15 protein-coding genes are annotated in these 17,278 nt (G+C 39.4%); 14 read left to right on the top strand and 1 reads right to left on the bottom strand.

Going from position 1 to position 17,278, the window contains the following annotated elements; all coding sequences use genetic code 11:
• Positions 1–16 precede the first annotated feature (16 nt).
• The 13 genes from ACYSNQ_RS08645 to ACYSNQ_RS08585 all read left to right on the top strand — a co-directional run bounded on the left by ACYSNQ_RS08645 (position 17) and on the right by ACYSNQ_RS08585 (position 13,883).
• Complete coding sequence (locus tag ACYSNQ_RS08645; protein ID WP_426082536.1) at positions 17–748, top strand: ATP-binding cassette domain-containing protein; 732 nt, start codon at positions 17–19, stop codon at positions 746–748.
• Positions 745–1,419: a methionine ABC transporter permease gene (locus tag ACYSNQ_RS08640; protein WP_426082535.1), complete on the top strand. Its 675-nt coding sequence runs from the start codon at positions 745–747 to the stop codon at positions 1,417–1,419. The genes ACYSNQ_RS08645 and ACYSNQ_RS08640 overlap by 4 nt, the downstream gene beginning before the upstream one ends.
• Positions 1,420–1,431: 12 nt before the next feature.
• On the top strand, positions 1,432–2,262 hold the full coding sequence (locus tag ACYSNQ_RS08635) for a MetQ/NlpA family ABC transporter substrate-binding protein (RefSeq protein WP_426082533.1): 831 nt from the start codon (positions 1,432–1,434) through the stop codon (positions 2,260–2,262).
• 459 nt (positions 2,263–2,721) lie between these two features.
• Positions 2,722–4,455, top strand: a complete 1,734-nt coding sequence (locus tag ACYSNQ_RS08630) for a glucosaminidase domain-containing protein (protein ID WP_426082532.1) — start codon at positions 2,722–2,724, stop codon at positions 4,453–4,455.
• Between the two features lie 185 nt (positions 4,456–4,640).
• Positions 4,641–5,996, top strand: a complete 1,356-nt coding sequence (locus tag ACYSNQ_RS08625) for a metallophosphoesterase (protein ID WP_426082531.1) — start codon at positions 4,641–4,643, stop codon at positions 5,994–5,996.
• Positions 5,997–6,217: 221 nt separating this feature from the next.
• Positions 6,218–7,396 carry a hypothetical protein gene (locus tag ACYSNQ_RS08620; RefSeq protein WP_426082530.1) on the top strand — a complete coding sequence of 393 codons (1,179 nt, stop codon included), beginning with the start codon at positions 6,218–6,220 and terminating at the stop codon, positions 7,394–7,396.
• Between the two features lie 19 nt (positions 7,397–7,415).
• Positions 7,416–8,621 (top strand): hypothetical protein, encoded by a 1,206-nt coding sequence (locus ACYSNQ_RS08615; protein WP_426082529.1) that lies wholly within the window; start codon positions 7,416–7,418, stop codon positions 8,619–8,621.
• 308 nt (positions 8,622–8,929) lie between these two features.
• On the top strand, positions 8,930–9,610 hold the full coding sequence (locus ACYSNQ_RS08610; protein WP_426082528.1) for an ABC transporter ATP-binding protein: 681 nt from the start codon (positions 8,930–8,932) through the stop codon (positions 9,608–9,610).
• Positions 9,611–10,888 (top strand): ABC transporter permease, encoded by a 1,278-nt coding sequence (locus ACYSNQ_RS08605; protein WP_426082526.1) that lies wholly within the window; start codon positions 9,611–9,613, stop codon positions 10,886–10,888.
• Positions 10,889–11,054: 166 nt separating this feature from the next.
• On the top strand, positions 11,055–11,651 hold the full coding sequence (locus ACYSNQ_RS08600) for a nitroreductase family protein (RefSeq protein ID WP_426082524.1): 597 nt from the start codon (positions 11,055–11,057) through the stop codon (positions 11,649–11,651).
• A gap of 224 nt (positions 11,652–11,875) precedes the next feature.
• Positions 11,876–12,760, top strand: coding sequence for an SDR family oxidoreductase (locus ACYSNQ_RS08595; protein ID WP_426082522.1), 885 nt, complete (start codon positions 11,876–11,878; stop codon positions 12,758–12,760).
• Between the two features lie 23 nt (positions 12,761–12,783).
• Positions 12,784–13,215 carry a DUF2188 domain-containing protein gene (locus tag ACYSNQ_RS08590; RefSeq protein WP_426082520.1) on the top strand — a complete coding sequence of 144 codons (432 nt, stop codon included), beginning with the start codon at positions 12,784–12,786 and terminating at the stop codon, positions 13,213–13,215.
• Between the two features lie 152 nt (positions 13,216–13,367).
• Positions 13,368–13,883, top strand: a complete 516-nt coding sequence (locus tag ACYSNQ_RS08585) for a DNA-3-methyladenine glycosylase I (protein WP_426082518.1) — start codon at positions 13,368–13,370, stop codon at positions 13,881–13,883.
• Positions 13,884–14,102: 219 nt separating this feature from the next.
• Here the strand turns inward: ACYSNQ_RS08585 and ACYSNQ_RS08580 are convergent, their stop codons facing one another.
• Complete coding sequence (locus ACYSNQ_RS08580; protein WP_426082517.1) at positions 14,103–14,846, bottom strand: MerR family transcriptional regulator; 744 nt, start codon at positions 14,844–14,846, stop codon at positions 14,103–14,105.
• A gap of 126 nt (positions 14,847–14,972) precedes the next feature.
• Between ACYSNQ_RS08580 and ACYSNQ_RS08575 the strand changes: the two genes are divergently transcribed.
• Entirely contained in the window at positions 14,973–17,195 is a 2,223-nt protein-coding gene (locus tag ACYSNQ_RS08575) for an ATP-binding cassette domain-containing protein (protein ID WP_426082516.1), read from the top strand.
• Positions 17,196–17,278: the final 83 nt, after the last annotated feature.

The raw sequence follows: 17,278 nt of genomic DNA, 5'->3' as shown, positions 1-17,278 counted from the left end.
TAAAAGGAGAGACTGGATGATTGTTTTTGATAACGTAAGCAAAATATATGAACACCGCGGAGGGAAAACACTGGCGCTGCAGGAGATAAATCTGCAGATTGAAAGCGGTGAAATTTTTGGCATAATCGGTGAGAGTGGTTCTGGTAAATCCACCCTGTTAAAGCTCTTGAGTACACTGGAGGTACCAGATAGTGGACGATTGGAAGTTGATGGTGAGGATCTTGAGAAGTTGACAGCATCAGCCCGAAAAAATAGGCTGCGTAAGACAGGGGTTGTCTTTCAGCACTTCAACTTGCTTTACAACCGAACAGTTCGGGAAAACGTCGAGTTACCGCTTAAATTAGCTGGGAAGGACAATTCCCAAGCGGTTGAAGAGATTCTGCGTTTTGTAAAAATTGATTCTAAAGCAGAGGTTTATCCAAAACAATTAAGCGGTGGGGAAAAGCAGCGGACAGCTATTGCCAGAGCTTTAGTGACAGCGCCTAACTTGCTCTTGTGTGACGAACCTACATCAGCATTAGATGGACAACACGCCTATGAAGTTAGAACTTTATTGAGAAAGATTAATCATGAGCTGGGAACAACTATTATAGTGGTTAGCCATGAGCTGGAGTTAATTCAGCAATTGTGTAATCGAGCAGCTATTGTTGAGAAAGGCCGGTTGCTTGAAACGGTAACTCTTGCCAAAAAAGCGGATAATCCAGTGTATGCCTCCTACTATGAACGAATCAAGGAGGTATTAAGTTGACAGAGTATTTCAATCAGCTGAGCTACTATGGACCAGAACTGGCTAAAGCATTGGCAGAAACTGGAGAGATGCTGCTTTACTCCATTTTATCTGCACTCTTAATTGGCTTGCCTATGGGAACATTTCTGTTTATGTCTCGAAAAAAACAAGCATCGTCCACTCGTTTACTTTCCGTCGTATTAAACCGTCTAATCGATATTATCCGCTCATTTCCATTCCTGTTACTGGTTATTGCGTTAATTCCGATAACTAGAGGAGTGTTGGGAACAGCGTTTGGAACGAGGGCGGCAGCTTTTCCGCTGTCTTTTGTTTCCGCCGCTCTTTATGCGCGCTTGGTTGAGCAAGTTTTGCTAGATGTTCCAAAAGAAGTCTCTGAGTTGGCTCAGGTGTTAGGCGCCGGGAAAAGGCAGTTGGTTATGCAGTTTCTATATGTGGAAGCTAGGTCTGGACTTGTGCTGACGCTGACTTCAGTCATTGTCAGTATGGTTTCCTATTCTACTGTGATGGGTGTTGTCGGTGGCGGTGGTATTGGCGATTTCGCATTAAGGTACGGTTATCAGCGATATGAATACGGATTGATGTATACAGCTATTATTTTAATGATTCTTTTTGTTGCTTCGATTCAGATAATTGGGAATCGAGTTGCTGAAAAAATAGATAAAAGACATTAGGAGGAGTATAAAGTGAAAAAGTCTATACAATTATTTTTACTGTTAAGCACAGTAGTTTTTCTGACGGCTGCTTGCGGACAGAAGAAAACGACAGCTAGCGATAATGAAGCTGCTGTAGATAAAACTATTCGAGTAGCCTCTCATATGCCGCCAATGACAGATGTGGTTGAGATAGCTGGCGATGTACTCAAAAAAGAGGGCTATGAGCTTGAACTGGTTCAAGTGAATGACAATATTCAGTACAATGAGCTTTTAAAGGAAAAGGAAATTGATGCAAACTTTGCCCAACATGAACCCTTTATGGAAAAATTCAATAGCGAGAAGCAGGCAAATCTTGTGGCGGTTCAAAAAATCTATAATGCTAAAGTGGGATTTTACTCAAAAGAATATCAATCTACTGAAGATATCCCGAATGGAGCAAAAGTGGCTTTGCCTAGCGATATATCTAATGAGGGGCGGGCATTAGCAATTCTTGCTGATCAAGGGCTGATAACATTGAAAGAGGGCGTTGGCTTTGAAGGGACTATTAAGGATGTAGAGACTAATCCTAAAAATCTTGAATGGCTGTCTGTGGATTTGTTGAATCTGGCTGAAGCTTATAATGAAAAAGATGTTGCTCTTGTTTATAATTATCCGACATATATTGCGAAGGTTGGCTTAACGCCGGCGGATGCACTGTTTTTGGAGCAAACAATTGATGAGCGTTTTGCAATTAGTCTAGTTGCTCGTGAAGATAATCAGACTTCAGAAAAAATCAGCGCACTAAAAAAAGCAATGACGAGTGATGAAGTACGTAATTTTCTGGAGCAGAAGCATGGCGAAACGCTGACGCCAGCCTTCTAAACATAGCTGAAATAGAACTGAGATGGTTTTGTAAACTGTCTCAGTATTTTTTTATAACTTGAGAAAGAAAACATGTACAAAAAGAAGCTATATGCTATACTATTCAAAAAATAAAAATGAAGCAAGAGTGAGTAAGTACGGCTTTTTATGCCAGTGAAATTTTGTTAAGTAATCCATCATTATTTTTACCGGGTTGGCAGTAGCTTTTTTTGAATATTTCTTTTGCTTTATACAGTAATTCGTGTGATTTTACTTTTTTCAACATAAGTTAATGACAGTAAGATTAGAGAAAGCGTTTTCTTCGTGGGTTTGTCTTGTAAATTTTAGCAATTTGATAAATTTTTGAGAAGAAAATGCTTTTCTTTTCTGGTATAATGATAACGAGTGTCCTGGGGGATATTGTTTATTATTGATTGCATACAGAAAAAACGTTTATGTTCTGAAAGGAAGAATGGGTTAATGAAAAGGAAAAAAAGTCTAAAAAGAATATGTCTTGCTAGTGCTGGACTTTTGACTGCCTCTACAGCTTCCGCTTTCACAGAGAGTACGATTATTTCTGCACAAAATAAAACACAGGATTCAGTTTTAGAGAGTACCAATCAGACTGAAACTGAAGAAGTTTTACTAAGTACAGAAGTAACAACTGAATATGAAAATTTTGAAGAAAGTTCAACAGTTGAATCAGAAACTGAGACAACTGAGTCTTCTGACAGTCAGGAAAGCACTTCGTCAGAAGAAACGACTGAAACAAATACAAGCGAAAGCAGTACAGAGGAAAGCAGTACCGAAGACAGCAGCACAACGGACAGCAGTTCGACGGAAGAGTCTTCCACAACAGAAGACAGCAGTACAACCGACAGCAGTTCGTCCAGTTCTACTACAGATAGTTCTACCTCCACTTCTTCATCAGGTGGAAGTACTGGAACAACGACCAGCTCCAGTAAACCGAACAAACCAAGTAAGCCTGGAACTTCAACAAGTAAACCGAATAAGCCGAGTGTTTCAACAGGCGGAAGCCGTCCGGGTTCTTCGATTAGTGGAAATACAACTTCTTCAACAGTAGTTGGACCTACACAACCGACATACCAGTATAATCAAACTTCAGGAACCAGCAATACAAATTACGGCATTTCGACAGCAGTATATTATATTCCTAGAAATTTAACTACGCAGGCATTCATTAATGAGATTGGTGAAGATGCTAGAGAGATTGCCGGAAAAAATAATTTGTATGCTTCAGTCATGATTGCACAAGCAATTCTTGAAAGCGGCTCAGGCAATAGCGCATTAGCTTCTGCGCCAAACTATAACCTGTTTGGCATCAAGGGAAGTTATGAAGGCTCCAGTGTCAATTTCCTAACACAGGAAGACACAGGCGGCGGTCAGATGATTAGTATTCGAGCTGGGTTTAGAAAATATCCGTCTTATAAAGAGTCGCTGACAGACTACATGAAATTATTAAGTAATGGAGTAAGCGGTAATAAGAATTTCTATAGCGGTACATGGAAAAACAAAACAGATGGATATCAAGATGCAACGAAATATCTGACAGGTCGTTATGCCACAGATACGAGCTATGCATCCAAACTAAATAGTCTAATCAAAGCTTATGAGCTGGATCAATATGACGAGCTGAATGCTGAGAAAGAAACATTGAGCAGTATAAGTAAAAAAGTCACAGATAAAGTGAAAAAAGATATTGATTTGACAAAAGATGAAGAGAAAAAAGAGCAATTGGATATTCTCTATCATGTTGTTAAAAAAGGTGAGTCGCTGAAATCAATTAGTGAATTATACAATATCCCTGTTTCAGCTATTCTAGAAAGAAATCAATTTGAACGCCGGATGATTTTTGTAGGTCAAAAACTGATTATCCCAACTACAGACGTAGAGAAGGAAACAACTGTTGTTCAAAAAGAAGAAATTGTTGACCGTTCTATTCGTAGTGTTCAGCGAGTAATCCGCTCTATTCAAGGAGAGGAAAAGAACAGCAACAAGTCTTACAACCTGACTGCCTCTAAGAAGAAGAGCACCAGTGTTTACGAAGTACAATCAGGAGATACCTTAGCAAAAATCTCCAAAAAAACAGGCATTTCTATTCTTTCACTAAAAGAATGGAATAATCTGGATCAGTACTTCCTAACAGAAGGACAGGAACTTGTTTTGACTCCGCCGTATACGACATCAATTTAAATTGAATGCTAGCTAAAAAAACAGGCGGGACAGAAGCTGCTTCTGTCCCGCTGTCTGTTCGATTTGAATAGCTTATGTGGCTGGGATGTTCATTATCCCAGCCATTTTCAAACCATTGGTTTGAAAATGGCTGTCACATTTACTGTAAGGATACAGTAGTAGTTATTGTAAAGCAGGTGGAAAAGATGAAGAAAAAAACAGTCCTTGTAGTTATCATAGCGGTCAGCGTACTGCTAATTTTTCTGTTTGCCAGTACAGTCAATGAGAAACCAAAGACGAAGGCACTTGAAAGCAGCGAAGAAGTACTTCAAAAAGCGGACTTGGACTTTTGGATTATTACAGATCCTCATTACATTTCTAAGGAGCTGTATGATCAGGGAGAAGCCTTTCAGTTTATACAGTCTACTGCAGCGGGCAAGGACTTGATTTATCAGACAGAAAGCCTGCAGGCTCTTATCGCAGAAGCTCTTGCTGAAAAACCGGACGGATTGATTGTTACAGGGGATGTTACATTAAATGGAGAGAAAATCAGCGCAGAAGCTTTTGCTAAACTTCTTTCTCCGCTGAGAGATGCGGGTATACAAACCTTTATTATTCCAGGGAATCATGATATTTATGATGGCTGGGCTAGGAAATATACGAAAGATAAGCAGGAAAAAACGGCGCAGATTTCACCGGATGATTTCAGAACAATCTTTGCTGAAACTGGCTATAAAGGAGCAGCAGCTTATGACGAAAAGTCATTAAGCTATATGGTTCAGATAAATGATTCCTATAATTTTGTGTTTTTAGATACAAATATTTATACGATTGAGCCTTCAAACCGCAATCCGGTGACTGCCGGAAAACTGTCTCAGGAAACAAAAGCATGGCTGGATGAGCAGTTGAAGCAAGGAGAGAGTTCTGCTAAAACAACATTGGTGTTTATGCACCATAACTTGTTTTCTCATAATGAAAGAGTGAATAAGGGGTATGTCTTAAACAATGCGCCTGAAATCAAAGAGCTATTGAAAAAGTATAAAGTTCCAGCTGTATTTTCCGGTCATATTCATGCTCAGGATATTTTAACAGATAAAGAGACAGGAATTACAGAAATAGTCACTGGTTCTTTTTCACTATCACCTCATCCTGTAGGTGTTCTGTCGCTAAAAAATAAGAAGATGTGCTATTATAGAAAAGAAACCGATGTAGACCGTTGGGCGCAGGATACAAAACAGGAAGATGAAAATTTATTGAAGCATCATGAGTATCTGGAAAATTTATTTATAAAAGATGGCGAGGCAATGGCGTATCGTTCATTGTTGGGTGCTGGTTTTAAAGATGAAAAGAAGCTGGATGAAGCGGCGGCTTTTGTCGGCAAACTCAATCTATCCTTTTTTACTGGTGAAGATTCAATCACTGATGAGGCTGCGGATAAGTTGAGAAATTCTGATGCATACCAGACAATAAATGAGCAGGCTCCTGAACTGCGAGAGTACATTGATACAATCATTCAAGACAAAAATGACGATGACCTTCATTTCGAAAAAAGCTGGAACTAATAAAAGCTGTTTATTTTCTTATATTAAAGGAATATGTCGTAAAAAAGTGGATAAATGTTTGATAAAAATATTATATGTAGATAAAGACAGTAGCTGTCTTATCTCTATAATTTATATAAAACCATAAAAAATGATGAGAAGATAAGATTGAAGTAACAAGGAGGATAGGATAAAATAGATTTATATTAATCTTTAACATAAACTAGGAAGGCTGTGAATACATGTTCTCTTTTTTAAAAAAAGGAAAAAATAAATCAAGAAAAAAACACGATGATGATGAATACTATGATGACGACGAGTACGATGAGTACGACGACGATGATTATGATGATGACGATTACGACGATGATGATGATTATGATGACGACGATTACGACGACGATGACGATGACGATTACGATGATGACGATGATTATGATGACGATGACGATGACGATGATGATTATGACGACGACGATGACGATGATGATTATGACGACGACGATGACGATGATGATTATGACGACGACGATGACGATGATGATTATGACGACGATGATGATTATGATGAAGCACCAAAACGCTTCCCGTTCAAGAAAAAGGAAAAAGCTGCGCCAGCTCCTAAAAAGAGAAAACGTCCAGCTCCTGTCGTTGCCGATGATGGAGAGTTAGAAGAGCTTCAGGAAGAAAATGAACAGCTTCAGAATGAACTTCGTGATTTGAAAGCTGAACTGCGTAAAAGTCAACGTGCATTAAGTAAGGCCGAAGCAGAGACAGCAGAGCTTCGTGAAGAAAACAGCTCTTTGGAGAATGAACTGGCAACAGTTCAAGCAGTACCAAAAGATTATGAGCTGCGTATTGCTGAGCTTCAACAGCTGCAGCGGGATTATGATACATTATCAAGAGAAAATACCCGTCAGTCTGATGAGCTTGATTTGAATCGTAAGAAGGCTGATCGTTTCTCTCAAAAAGTACGTCAATATGAACAAGAATTACTTGCTAAGCAAGAAGAGATTGATAAGCTTTCAGAGGATCGCATTGTTATTATGTCTAGCGATCCGGCAACAACAGATACGTCTACTTATGAAGAGCTTTCAAGACTGCGTCAGGAGCTTGATACAACCAAGCGCCGTTTAGCACAGCAAGAGTTTTCAAATGATACACAGCTTTCCAAAGAAGATATCGGTGAAGTACTGCTTGAGGCGAAGCGTCAGGCAAAAGAAATTATTAATCAAGCGAATCATCGTGCGCAATTGATTAATGAGGAAGTTCAACGAAAAGCCGTTATTCTGAAACGTCTGGAAAAAGCTGAACGAGAGTATACAAACTACTACAACCGTATTAAGAATGTGAAGGAAGAGTCTGAGATGGCCTTCAATGAAATCATTAACTTAGTTAAAGAAGATCAACTGGATATATAGGAAAAGGAGGGATGATTCAGTGGATGAGGCATTTGATGTATTTTTTCACCAGAGAGCAATTCCTGATTACCTAGGAAAAACAATCTTCGAAGAAAAATCTGCGGACAAGCTACTCGTTTCGTGTGAAGCTATTTATGCCGAAGCAACTGGTGATAGTTTAACTTTATTAGAAAAAGAAGAACTAACTGAACAGCTGCGGGATTCACAGAAGAATCGTAACTATCTTGAAATCCAGTTTTTTCAGGTAGAACTTGATGAAGAAGCTTTACTGGAAGAGCTACAGGAATTGTTTCCTCAGTTTATTTGGACGAAAATGTCTGAAGAAATTGAGGATGAATTCAGCACATATGCGTGTGAATTTATTCCGTTAGCCATCCAAGGTGAAAACCAGGCAGTATACTTCAGTCTGAAAACTAGTCTTGAGCAAATGACAGGCAGTGCCAGACAATCAATCAGTGAGATGGTCGAAAAGCATTTACATGAAATTTTGAGTGAAGAAGCGGTGGAAGATAATCAGCCTGAAGAACTCTCATTTCCAGTAAGTGTCACTATTGAGCCCTCAAAAGAGGAAAGTAAAACAAAGCAAACAAAAGCTGAACCTTCGGAAGAGCTTTTTCCAGAAGTCAAAAATGTAAATGAAACCAGCATGGTACGTTCAGAAGAGAATGAGCTGGTTTACTTAAAAGAAAGTTTGAAACGAGAAAAAGCGTCAAAGGAACGTGTGCGGGTAGCAAAAGAAAAATTGGAACACGAGCTGCTCGCTATAGAAAATAGTTTGCTAGTCAGTGGCTTGAAGCGATTTAAGAAGCACAGAAAAATTACAGTCGATGAAGAAGACTGGTATAAATCTGTGAAAATTGATTTGATTCACTATGATGATTTGTATAAAAAAGCTAAGTTTATTGAACAGTCCTGGAAATTGAATAAAGAGTTAGTAACAATCACTGAAAAGATGACCGTTACTAAAGGAGAGCTGACTTACGAGCGTGAACGTGTTGAACGAATCAAGAATAGCGTATCGGAGATGGACCTCCAATCAATGATGGAACAGTGCCATTTAATTAATAATCGGGTACGGATTAATCGGGGATTCTGGTTTATTAAACCTTCGGTTAAGCTTTATCAAATTGATTATGAACAGCTGGAAAAAATCAGTGGATTCTTTGATGTCATTCAGACAGAAAACAGGTTGTTGGAACAAATTATACTTAAGTCGGAAAGTTAAATAACAAAAAAACTTGAAGCGAAATTCTCTTTTAGAGAAATTGCTTTAAGTTTTTTTTGTGTTATTAGAAATACGTTTTATTTTCATTGTTTTTAATCATTCCTATATGACGATGCAAAGTTTATATAAAGCGTTTTATTTTATTTTATGATTATTTTTGCAGTTATTTAATTTTGGTTTTAGATAGTGAAATAACGATTGCAGCAAATTGATTTCCATGAAATACGTCTCAAGTACCATGACAAATAACGTGTGTTACGTCACAATAGGTTATGTGATGAAAAATAGAAAAACAACGGAGGAGTCAAATGGCTGTAATTGAAGCAAAAAGCTTGAAGAAAAGTTATGGGAAAAATGAAACTAGATTTGATGCGTTAAAGGGTGTCAATGTACAGATTGAACAGGGAGAATCAGTGGCAATTATTGGGAAAAGCGGCTCAGGGAAATCAACATTAATGCACATCCTAGCATTGCTTGACAAACCTAGTTCTGGAGATATTTTATTGAATGGAAACAGCGTGAGAGATATCAAGAAGAAGGAATTAAACCAGACAAGAAACGAACGATTCGGTTTTGTCTTTCAACAGTTTTTCATGAATCCTAAAGATACTGTCTTGAATAATGTGATGCTCCCTTTGAAAATTGCCGGTATTTCTGGAAAAAAGCGTAAGAAGATGGCAATGGCAGCGTTAGAAGCTGTTGAGTTGGAGGATAAGGTCAATAATAAAGCGAACAATCTTTCTGGCGGGCAAAAACAGCGGGTATGTATTGCCAGAGCCTTGGTAAACAATCCTCAGATTATCTTTGCAGATGAGCCGACTGGAAATCTTGATTCCAATACAGGTGAAAAAATTGAAAAACTATTATTTGACTTAAATAAAAAAGAGGGAATAACCTTGATTATCGTAACACATGATGATGAGCTGGCTGCACGATGCGACCGGCAAATACGAATCAAAGACGGGGAAATCATAGAAGGGGACGAATAAATGAAAATCAGCGATATCTTAAAATCCGCAGGAGCAAACCTGCTTAGAAATAAAGGAAGAACAATTTTAACAATCGTAGCAATCTTTATTGGTGCCTTTACGATTTCATTAACAACTGGGGTTAATACCGGAGTTAATGATTATATTGACAAACAGGTAAACAATGTTGGAGGAGAAAACCAGCTCTTTGTTCAACCAAAACTAGATATGGGGATGGCTGGGGGAAGTAGTGAAGGTCCGGAAGAGTACAATCCTGATCAGGCTGGGGCAGAAGCAGAGTATATGTCCGATAAGGATGTCGATAAAATCAAAGCTATTAAAGGCATCAACAAAGCGGAGCCTTTTAACTTTCTTTCAACAGACTACATTCAAGGTAATGATGACAAAAAGTTTGTTTTCTCAGCGGCAACACCAAGCGAGATTAAAATGGATTTAGAGGTTGGAAAACAGGTAGCTTCTGAAGGAGAGGCCTATGAAATAAATCTAGCCCCAGAATACGTTGAGAGCTTGGGTTATAAATCAGCAAAAGAAGCATTGAACAAAACAGTAAAAATTGCAGTAAGCTCTCAAGCGACAAAAGAACAGGAAATTGTAGAAGCAAAAATAGTAGGTGTTCGTAACACAAGCCTTATTCAGGGAGGGCAGTCAATCGTTAGTAAAGCGTTAGGGGATAAAATCATAGCAATCAATGAAAACGGTCTGCCTGATACAATGAAGAATCAATATATGATGATTTCAGCAGTTATGGATAAAGGCCTGTCTAAAACCAAAGTGGAAAAAATCCAAAAGAAATTAGAAGATGCCGGCTATACAGGAACTACTGTTGAAGATGAAATTGGCATGATTCGCAATATCATCAATGCAATCACCGGTGTTCTGACCATGTTTGGTGCTATCGCATTACTGGCAGCGAGCTTTGGCATCATCAATACTCTTTATATGTCCGTTCAGGAACGGACAAGAGAAATTGGGTTGATGAAAGCGATGGGATTGAGTAGTGGAAAAGTCTTTATGGTCTTTAGCGTCGAAGCCGCATTAATCGGATTCTTTGGTTCTGTCCTAGGTATTCTAGGAGCGATGGGTGTTAGCACCATAATCAACAGCTATGCGGCAGAATCATTCCTTGATGCGTTAACCGGATTTACCTTGCTGCAGTTTTCACCAATTTCCAGCTTGTGGATCATCCTAATCATTATGTTGATTGCGTTTCTTGCAGGTACTTTGCCGGCAAGAAGAGCTGCGAAGCTTGATCCAATCGAGTCTTTACGCTATGAATAAGCGGAATAAAGTATAGAATAAGCTGTCAATCTGGTACCTAAATTTAGGTACCGGATTTTTTTACTTTAAAAAAGTAAGCAAAACTCTTTACTTACTTTTCGTAAGCGTATATACTGTAAGAGTAGTAGAAATTATTTACTTGTGAAATCGAAAGGATGAAAAAAATATGTCAAATTTTGTTCAAGAATTAAAAAAACGTCGTTCTATCTATGCTTTAGGTACTAACCTAACAAAATCAAATGAAGAAATTACAGCTTTAGTGAAAGAAGTAGTAAAAGAAAGCCCAAGTGCTTTCAATTCTCAAACGCAACGTGTCGTTTTTCTGTTTGGTGATGCTCATAAAAAATTATGGTCATTGACAGAAGATGCATTGAAGCCGTTAACTCCTGCTGAAGCTTTTCCTAATACACAAGCGAAATTACAAGGCTTTGCCGGTGCTGCTGGAACAATCTTATTCTTTGAAGATCAGGATGTTGTAAAAAGTCTGCAGGAACAATTTGAATTATATGCAGATAATTTCCCAGTATGGTCTGAACAAGCAAGTGGTTTAACACAGGCAAATGTTTGGACTGCTTTAGCCCAAGAGAACATTGGTGCAAATCTGCAGCATTACAATCCTGTTATTGATGAAGCTGTTGCTAAAGAATGGTCTATTCCTGCAAATTGGAAATTAAGAGCGCAATTAGTCATTGGTTCAATCGAAGCACCAGCAGGTGAAAAAGAATATATGGATGATGCAGCGCGCTTCCGTGAGTTTAACTAAAATCAAAGAATCAGGGATAGATATTCTTCTAGTCGCTATCTATCCTAATCGTCTGCATTTCATAGTAATATGAAGAAGCTAAACCTGCCTTATGTACAGTTATATTGTATGTGGGGCAGGTTTATTTTTTGTAGTCTTAACCAAAAAAATAAAGCGTATAATTTGAAGCAGTTTTAATTTTGTATTAGGGTGAAATAAGAGAAAGAAAACAAGGAGGAGCTAGAATGAGTGATTTAAATAACCCATTGACAAAATTTTATTCAGGAAAATTTGAGAAGCAAAGACAGGAAGCACCTGCTTTACAAAGAAAAATGACCCCTGTGCCTGATTGTGGTGAGGAAAGTTATACAGGCTCAGACAAACTGAGCGGAAGGAAAGTCTTGATTACCGGCGGTGATTCTGGAATTGGCAGAGCAGCAGCAATTGCTTATGCTAGAGAAGGGGCTGACGTGGCAATAAACTATCTTCCATTTGAGGAAGAGGATGCGCTGGAAGTAAAACAATGGATTGAAAAAGCCGGCAGGAAAGCAGTGCTGGTACCTGGCGATTTAAAAGAGGAAGCTTTTGCCAGAAAACTTGTACACGCTGCAGCAGAGGAACTAGGCGGACTTGATATACTTGTGTTAAATGCTGGTATGCAGCAAGCCGTTAAAGACATAAAAGATTTAACGACTAAACAGATTACGGATACTTTTACGACGAATATTATATCTATGTATTGGACAGTACAGGAGGCAATGGCTTATCTGCCAGCTGGAGGCAGTATTATTACAACTACTTCTATTCAAAGTGAAGAACCCAGCGCTCATTTGCTGGATTATGCAGCAACTAAAGGAGCGATTACAGCGTTTAGTAAGGGTTTGGCAGCTCAATTAGCGCCGAAAGGCATTCGTGTAAATACCGTAGCGCCAGGTCCAATCTGGACAGCTTTGCAGATATGTGGGGGTCAGCCGCAGGAAGCTATTCCGGAATTTGGACAAAAAGAATTGCTGGAACGAGCAGGACAGCCTGCCGAGCTAGCTGCTGTTTATGTTTTTCTTGCTTCAGATCAGGCAAGCTATGTTACTGGTCAGGTCTATGCGGTCACAGGTGGCAGCTTTTTTGCCTGAATTTATAGAGGAGAGTGACTGCTATGCCATGGGATAAAAATGATTATCCGGCTTCTTTTAAAAATTTTGATCCGCTACTCAGAAAAAAAGTTATCGATATAGGGAATGCATTATTGGATGAAGGCTATCCAGAAAATCAGGCAATTCCAATCGCTATTTCACAAGGAAAAAAATGGTTGGATGAAGCTTCTGACTCCGAGAAAAAGAGCTTCAAAAAAGAAAACTACCCTAGGAAGTCTGATCAACATGGGGGAGAAAAAATTAATCAGGATTTGCTTAATAATGATGTACTGGTTTATTTTCAAGAGGAGTACTGGTATGTGAAGACAAAAGGGGCGGAAAAGGCTTCAGATTCCTTTGAGAGAAAGCAACAGGCTTTAAAACGGGCACAGGAAATTGCTGACAACAAGAATTCAAAGGTGATTCAGTATAATAAAGATGAACAGCCAGAATAAAAAAAGTTAAAGGATTAAGTAAATTAAGAAGGGAGAGGGCAGCTTAGACAGCTATTTTGTCTAAAGCTGTTTTCTCCTTTTGCCTTGTCAAAACAGGGAGGGATTTATGATACAATAAATGACGGCGATGATTGAATAGGGAGGGGAACAAGGTGAAGGCGTATCAGTGGTATAGTGAGCAGTGGGGAAAACCGACAAAGGATGATCGAATGCTTTATCTTTTGCTAACAGTCGGTGTATTTCAGGCAGGGCTAAGCTGGAAGGCTGCCGCCGGAAAAAAAGATGCGTTTTTTCGGAATTTCTGTGATATGGACTTTCGACAAGTAGCAGCACTGTTTCCAGATGATATTGAAAAGATTCTTAAGGCGCCTGATATGATTCGAAATCCACGAAAAATCAATGCAACCATTCAAAATGCTCGAGCAATTGTCCAGCTGCTTTCCGAAGGAGAGTATAACAGCTTTGCAGACTACTTGTGGGATTTTGTTGGTGGGGTACCAGTGGTAAAGACCTATGAGAATTCTGATGAAGTGACCAATACGCTGCCGGAAGCAACGGTGATTGCAAAAGACTTGAAAAAAAGAGGGTTTTCTTTTGTGGGTCCGGTTGTAACCTGTATGTTTCTAAAAGCAGCGGGGGTGATTCAGGATCAAGTAGTTAATTCATAAATGAACTTCATTAATAATTGAAATGAAAAAAGAAGTTGGGACAGATGCACTTACTCGTTGCAGTTAAATGCTGGTATGTGCTCCAGCTCCCACTGTTTATCTGGATTCCATGTGAGCGGGATGTGACTCAATGAGTTATGTCCCGCTCACATTATTTCTTCCGATTTAGACATATCAAAAGTCTGAGAATCTATTTACATCCGGCTCTGTTTATTACTGTCAATCCAGTGTGTAAAACTCAGTTCCGGGAAAGACCTCTAGATATTCTGGAGATAGATGGTTAATTAGTTGATAAAGATACGTTTGGGCAATAAACTGACGCTCAAGTATTTTGTTCAGCCAGCGGAGGGCATGTTCTGCTAAAGCAATCATTTCTGAAGGGGTCTCCGCATTAAAGGTTGCCAAAATTTCCCGTACCTCATCCAGCGACCAAGTAGAGGCACGAATCAGCCGAATGAGCAGCAGTCTCTTCAACGCTTGTTCATCAAATTTTCGATAGTTACTTTCTTCATCCCGGTGAACAGTAACAAGCCCCTCAGTGCTCCAGTGGCGAATAGTGGTTTCTGTTAATGACAGGCGCTCTGCTGCTTCTCCAATAGTAATCCAGCCCTTTTTCGGCATTTGTGTGAGAACTTCAATTTCTTCGTCATGTAAAAGTGCCCGGGTTTTCTCCGTAATGTCTTTCTGCTGGTGAAGCTTCAGTTGTTCCTGATTAAGCTGCCAGAACAGCTGTGTGTAATTCCCTGTCCGGATGTTATCCATCATTTTTTTGCTGCTGGTATATCCGTAAGCCAGAGTGCAGGTACGAACAGCTTTTATATAGTAGAAACTAGTTTCTGTATAGATACGGTAGCCGCTTTTTGAACGGACGGGTGCAGGAAACAGTTCATGCTTTTCGTAATGACGCAGCAGACTAGTACTGATATTTAGCTGGCGGGCAATATCAATTGGGCGATAGTTCACAATTATTCCTCCGGATGCTAAGCTTTTTTTATCATTATACTACAGACAAGGTGTTTATTTTATAAAAGTTTAGAACTTGCTTTAAAGTGATATTATAGGGTTACTGCGATAAAAGGAGGAATTGATATGACAGAATATTTGCGGATTGTCGGAGCGAATGAGAATAACTTGAAAAATGTGGATGTGGAAATTCCCAAAAGAAAAATTATTGTTTTTACAGGGGTGTCCGGTTCTGGTAAGTCATCAATCGTATTTGAAACAATTGCCAGTGAATCTCAGAGGCAGCTGAATGAAACCTTTAGCGCGTTTGTCCGGACGTTTTTACCGAAGTACAAAGCACCGGATGTTGAATCTATTGAAAATCTGTCAACTTCAGTAGTGATTGATCAAAAAAGGCTGGGAGGAAATTCGCGCTCGACGTTAGGCACAATTACAGACATTAATTCCTTGTTGAGAGTTCTTTACTCTAGAGTGGGTCAGCCAAGTATCGGGACAGCCAATTACTTTTCCTTCAACGATAAAGAAGGAATGTGCGAGCAGTGTCAGGGAATCGGGAAAATTGTTGAGGTAGCTGAAGAGAAGCTGGTAGATGAAAAGCTTTCTTTAGCTGAAGGGGGAATTATTTTTCCGCCTATAAAAAATACAGAATGGTATATGAAAAGCTATCTTGATTCAGGTCTGTTTGATCTTGACAAAAAAATCAAAGACTATTCCCCAGAAGAACGAGAGCTCCTAATGCATGGCAAAGATTTAAAAGTAAAAATCGATGGAGTGAACTCAAGCTATGAAGGGTTAGTAACTAGATTTAATCGGCTGTATCTAATGAAAGAAGGGGAGATAACGCCAAGGGCTCAAAAAATTATTACTGAGCACAGTCATGAAGCGGTGTGTCCTGTTTGTGAAGGGAAGCGACTGTCGCAAAGAGCATTGAGCGTAAAGGTAGCCAATCACTCAATTGCTGAGCTTACGGCGATGCAGCTAAAGGATTTAAAAAATTGTCTGGAAGCAATTCCCCTGCCAGAAGCTCAGCCCATTTTAACGGGGTTGAAGGAGAAGGTTGGTAACTTAGTCGATATTGGGTTAGGGTATCTCAGCTTGGATAGAGAGACAACCACCTTGTCTGGTGGAGAATCCCAGCGGGTAAAAATGGTGAAGCACTTGAACAACAGCTTGGTAGATTTGCTGTATATTTTTGATGAGCCTAGTATTGGGCTGCATCCACGAGATGTTCACCGGTTGAACGAGCTATTAATTAAGTTGAGAGATAAAGGCAACACAGTGATTGTCATTGAGCATGATCCAGATGTAATCAAAATTGCGGACCATGTGATTGAAGTCGGTCCTCATGCCGGGAAGCATGGCGGTGAAATCATGTTTACGGGTACTTATGATCAGCTATTAGCGTCTGATACATTGACAGGAAGGTTCTTAAAGAAGCAGATTCCAATTAAACAGCAGCCAAGAAAAGCAAATGAGTTTTACAAGGGAAAAAGTACCTCGAAGCACAACCTGAAAGCTGCTGCACTGACTATTCCTAAACAGACGCTGACTTTGATTACCGGGGTGGCTGGTTCGGGAAAAAGTACCTTGGTAAGAGAATCGTTTCTAAAGGCATATCCAGAAACGATTATTATTGATCAGGCAGCAGCTCAGACCAACTCCCGTTCGAATCCTGCAACCTATATCGGCATCATGGACGGCATCAGAAAATTATTTGGCAAAGTGAATAATGTTTCACCTTCGTTGTTTAGCTACAATTCCAAAGGAGCTTGTGAAAACTGTAAAGGACAAGGATACATTGAAACAAATTTAGCCTTTATGGATGCTGTGAAAATGGAATGTACTGTCTGTGAAGGTCGACGCTTCAAGCAGGAAGTTCTGGATTACATGTATCAGGGCAAAACTATTAATGAAGTGCTGGGTTTAACTGTTGAAGAGGGCTTGGAATTCTTTCAGGAAGCTGCAATCCTCAAAAAACTGAAGGCAATGGCTCAAGTTGGGTTAGCCTACTTGACTATTGGACAGCCGATGAGTACCCTTTCGGGTGGCGAATGTCAACGGATGAAGCTGGCCAGCGAGTTTTATAAGAAAGGTAGTATCTATGTGCTGGATGAACCTTCTACTGGTCTTCACTTGTCAGACATTGATCATATTATGGAAATTATGAATCATTTGGTTGACCAGGGAAATACCGTTGTTGTCATTGAGCATCATGTGGATATCATTCGCCAGGCAGACTGGATTGTAGATATTGGACCAGATGGCGGCGATCAGGGCGGAAAAATTATCTTTGAAGGATATCCCGCAGCTATCAAAGAAGCTGATTCATTGACCGGACAGTATATTTAAATAGTAAACTTTAGAGAAAATCTGACAAAAATGTATAATCTTAAACAATCGGATGACTGCCGCAGCAGTTCTTCGATTGTTTT

The sequence above is a fragment of the Enterococcus sp. LJL51 genome, assembly GCF_054871795.1.
The sequence above is the reverse complement of the archived record's forward strand: the minus strand, read 5'-3'. Positions and strand labels throughout refer to the sequence as shown.

Coding starts and splice junctions, on each gene's coding strand:
- ACYSNQ_RS08625 (WP_426082531.1), top strand. CDS start 4,641: ATGAAGAAAAAAACAGTCCTTGTAGTTATCATAGCGGTCAGCGTACTG.
- ACYSNQ_RS08645 (WP_426082536.1), top strand. CDS start 17: ATGATTGTTTTTGATAACGTAAGCAAAATATATGAACACCGCGGAGGG.
- ACYSNQ_RS08590 (WP_426082520.1), top strand. CDS start 12,784: ATGCCATGGGATAAAAATGATTATCCGGCTTCTTTTAAAAATTTTGAT.
- ACYSNQ_RS08620 (WP_426082530.1), top strand. CDS start 6,218: ATGTTCTCTTTTTTAAAAAAAGGAAAAAATAAATCAAGAAAAAAACAC.
- ACYSNQ_RS08610 (WP_426082528.1), top strand. CDS start 8,930: ATGGCTGTAATTGAAGCAAAAAGCTTGAAGAAAAGTTATGGGAAAAAT.
- ACYSNQ_RS08630 (WP_426082532.1), top strand. CDS start 2,722: ATGAAAAGGAAAAAAAGTCTAAAAAGAATATGTCTTGCTAGTGCTGGA.
- ACYSNQ_RS08575 (WP_426082516.1), top strand. CDS start 14,973: ATGACAGAATATTTGCGGATTGTCGGAGCGAATGAGAATAACTTGAAA.
- ACYSNQ_RS08605 (WP_426082526.1), top strand. CDS start 9,611: ATGAAAATCAGCGATATCTTAAAATCCGCAGGAGCAAACCTGCTTAGA.
- ACYSNQ_RS08595 (WP_426082522.1), top strand. CDS start 11,876: ATGAGTGATTTAAATAACCCATTGACAAAATTTTATTCAGGAAAATTT.
- ACYSNQ_RS08600 (WP_426082524.1), top strand. CDS start 11,055: ATGTCAAATTTTGTTCAAGAATTAAAAAAACGTCGTTCTATCTATGCT.